3 protein-coding genes and 1 pseudogene are annotated in these 3620 nt (G+C 69.6%); all 4 read left to right on the forward strand.

All coding sequences use genetic code 11. The features are described from left to right. Positions 1 to 582 (forward strand): annotated as a pseudogene (locus tag DSP71_RS00675) (DUF1648 domain-containing protein); the annotation flags it as partial. Then, positions 579 to 1529 carry a CPBP family intramembrane glutamic endopeptidase gene (locus tag DSP71_RS00680; protein ID WP_113680110.1) on the forward strand — a complete coding sequence of 317 codons (951 nt, stop codon included), beginning with the start codon at positions 579 to 581 and terminating at the stop codon, positions 1527 to 1529. The pseudogene DSP71_RS00675 and the gene DSP71_RS00680, both read left to right, overlap by 4 nt. Positions 1530 to 1560: 31 nt before the next feature. Continuing rightward, positions 1561 to 2220 carry an O-methyltransferase gene (locus DSP71_RS00685; protein ID WP_061015571.1) on the forward strand — a complete coding sequence of 220 codons (660 nt, stop codon included), beginning with the start codon at positions 1561 to 1563 and terminating at the stop codon, positions 2218 to 2220. Positions 2221 to 2317: 97 nt separating this feature from the next. Further along, entirely contained in the window at positions 2318 to 3598 is a 1281-nt protein-coding gene (gene eno, locus DSP71_RS00690) for a phosphopyruvate hydratase (protein WP_046749639.1), read from the forward strand. Positions 3599 to 3620 lie beyond the last annotated feature (22 nt).

Consider the following 3620-nt stretch of genomic DNA (forward strand, 5'->3'; position numbering starts at 1 on the left):
CCGCGAGTGCGAGCGGAACAGGGACGCACACTCGAGCCTCGGTACGCCGTGCACGTCGCGAAGGGGGAGCGCGTCGTGTGGGTCGCCACGACCACGATGCCGCGCGGGGCGCTCCTGCTCCTTTTCGTCGTGCTCTTCGGCCTCGTCGTGGTCGCCGCGTTCATGCTGGGCACCGGCGTCGAGGGCGGCTGGATCGTCGCGGTGGTCGCGCTCGTCGTGGGCTTCGCGGTGGCGGCGACCACGTCCTTCCGTATCAAGGTCACGCCCGAAGGCTTCTCCGCCCGCTCCCTGCTGGGGTGGCCGCGTGTTCGCATCCCTCTCGATGAGGTCGAGTCCGCCCGCGCCGTGGACATCTCGCCGTTCGGTGAGTTCGGCGGATGGGGATGGCGCATCGCCGTCGACGGCCGCACGGGCATCGTCATGCGACGTGGCGCGGCGATCGAGGTGTCCCGCCGCGGTCGACGGCCCTTCATCGCGACGATCGACGGTGCGGAAGAAGCTGCCGCACTGCTGCAGTCCTATGTCGACCGCTCGCGAACACCGGATTCCCCCTCGACCGACGACGGAAAGGCGACCTCATGAACGACCGGATCCTGCACGCGCGTCGCGTGCCCTGGGCCGCGGTGATCGTCTTCGTGGCGGTGTCCTTCGCCCTCGCCTGGCTCGTGGCGCTGCCACTGTGGCTGGGCGACGGTCTCGCCGAGCCGATGTCGGTCTTCCTGCTGCCGATCATGATGTTCACCCCCGCGATCGCCGCGCTGGTGGTGACGTTCCTGATGCGCGTCCCCGCGCCAGGGCGGCGCGCCCGCTTCCTCGGACTGTGGCCGTTGCGCCCCGCGAAACGCGTGATCTGGCTCATGGTGGCTGGCTGGCTCGCGCCGCCGCTCCTGGTGGCACTGGGCATCCTGTTGTCCGCGGCTCTCGGCTTCGTGCAGCTCGACCTGACGTTCGCGGCCTTCGCCGCCGAGCTGGAGAAGGCCGTCCCGGCCGGTACGCCGCTTCCTCCCGTCCAGGTCATCGTGTTCGCGCAGCTGGCGATGATCCCGGTCGGCGGGCTGTTCAACAGTCTCTTCGCATTCGGAGAGGAGCTCGGGTGGCGGGGCTGGCTGCTGCCGGCGCTGCGCCCGCTCGGGACCTGGCCTGCGCTGATCCTCAGTGGCGTGATCTGGGGCCTCTGGCACAGTCCGGTCATCCTGCTCGGCTACAACTTCGGGCGCACTGACATCACCGGGGTGCTGTTCATGGTCGGCGGATGCGTGGCCTGGGGCATCCTGCTCGGCTGGCTGCGTCTGCGGTCGGCCTCCGTGTGGCCGGCCGTGATCGCGCACGGCTCGTTGAACGCGGCTGCGGGGATGGTCATGATCTTCGCCGCTGCGCAGCCGGACCTCGCTCTCGCAGGTCCCCTGGGGGTCGCCAGCTGGGTCGTGATCGCCGCGGTCGTGCTCGTGCTCGTGTCGACCGGCCAGTTCCGACGGCAGCCCGAGCTCGCTGACGCGCCCGGTCGTCTGCTCTCCACGCCGCGCCCTTGACGGAGGGCAGCGGCGGGGGTTGGCTGAGGCCATGGAATCCACCCCCGCCGCCTGGTCCGATGCCGACTCCTACCTCGCCGACCTGCTCGTCGGTCCCGACCCCGACCTGGAGTCGGCGCTCGCCGCCCAGCGTGACGCGGGCATGCCCGAGATCGAGGTCGCTCCGGTGGCCGGCAAGCTCCTGCATCTGCTGGCCCGGATCAGCGGCGCGCGCAGGGTGCTCGAGATCGGCACCCTCGGCGGGTACTCCACGATCTGGCTCGCCCGCGCGGTGGGCTCCGATGGACGCGTCGTGACGGTCGAGGCGGAGGCGGACAACGCGGCGGTCGCACGCGCCAGCATCGACGCCGCGGGCGTCGGAGACCGCGTTGACATCCGGGTGGGCAGGGGAGCGGACGTGCTTCCGACCCTGGTCGGCGGATTCGACCTGGTGTTCATCGACGCCGACAAGGAGTCCAACACGATCTACCTCGACTGGGCGGCGAAGCTCGGTCATCCCGGCACCGTCATCGTTCTCGACAACATCGGGCGCGAGGGCGAGATCGTCCGTGACGACTCCGACGACCCCAAGGTCGTCGGCACGCGCGAAGGTCTGCGCATGCTGGGGGAGGACCCGCGCTTCGATGCCACGGCACTGCAGACCGTGGGAGCCAAGGGATGGGACGGCTTCGCGATCGCGGTCGTCGTCTGACGGGCGGGTCCTCGGAGCCGTCGGGAGGCCGGGCTAGACTGGGCGCGGATCGACGACGCTCCACACAACGTTTTCCCCCTGAGCAAGGAGCACATCAGTGGCACTGATCGAGGCTGTAGGCGCACGCGAGATTCTCGACTCGCGCGGAAACCCGACCGTCGAGGTGGAGGTCCTCCTCGACGACGGCATCGTGCAGCGGGCGGCCGTGCCGTCCGGTGCATCCACCGGCGCGTTCGAGGCGTACGAGCTCCGCGACGGCGACAAGAGCCGCTACGGCGGCAAGGGCGTGCTCAAGGCCGTCGAGGCCATCATCGACGAGCTCGGACCGGCGATCGAAGGCGTCGAGGCCAGCGAGCAGCGCATCGTCGACGAGATCCTCATCGAGGTCGACGGCACCGAGAACAAGAAGCGCGTCGGCGCCAACGCCATCCTCGGCGTGAGCCTCGCGGTCGCGAAGGCCGCGGCCGACTCGGCCGACCTTCCGCTGTTCCGCTACCTGGGCGGTCCGAACGCCCACGTGCTCCCCGTTCCGCTGTTCAACGTCATCAACGGTGGCGAGCATGCAGACAACGGCATCGACATGCAGGAGTTCTTCCTCGCGCCGATCGGTGCGGAGACCTACTCCGAGGCACTGCGCTGGGGCGTGGAGACCTACCACGTGCTGCGCGCCGAGCTGAAGGCCGCGGGCTACGCGACCGGCCTCGGCGACGAGGGCGGCTTCGCCCCCGACCTGCCCAGCAACCGCGAGGGTCTCGACTTCCTGGTGAAGGCGATCGAGAAGGCCGGCTTCACGCCGGGCACCGACATCGCGCTCGGCCTCGACGTCGCAGCCACCGAGTTCTTCAAGGACGGCGTCTACCGCCTCGACAACAAGGACTGGGACGCCGCCGCTCTCACCGAGTACTACGTCGGACTCGTCAACGACTTCCCGATCGTCACGATCGAAGACGCTCTGGCAGAGGACGACTGGGACAACTGGAAGCACCTGACCGAGGCGCTCGGCTCGAAGGTGCAGCTGGTCGGCGACGACCTGTTCGTCACCAACCCGCAGCGTCTCGCCGACGGCATCAAGCGCGGTGTCGCCAACTCGCTGCTCGTGAAGGTCAACCAGATCGGCACGCTCACCGAGACGTTCGACGCGGTCAGCCTCGCACAGCGCTCGGGCTACACCGCGATGCTGTCGCACCGTTCGGGTGAGACCGAGGACACCACGATCGCCGACCTGGTCGTCGCGACCAACGCCGGTCAGATCAAGGCCGGCGCGCCCGCTCGCAGCGAGCGCGTCGCGAAGTACAACCAGCTGCTGCGCATCGAGGAGGAGCTGGGCGACGCCGCGGTCTTCGCCGGCCGTTCCGCGTTCCCGCGCTACCAGGCCTGAGCGCACACACGCACGCAGAGCC

Source organism: Microbacterium sp. H6 (assembly GCF_003314775.1).
GTDB lineage: Bacteria > Actinomycetota > Actinomycetes > Actinomycetales > Microbacteriaceae > Microbacterium > Microbacterium oxydans.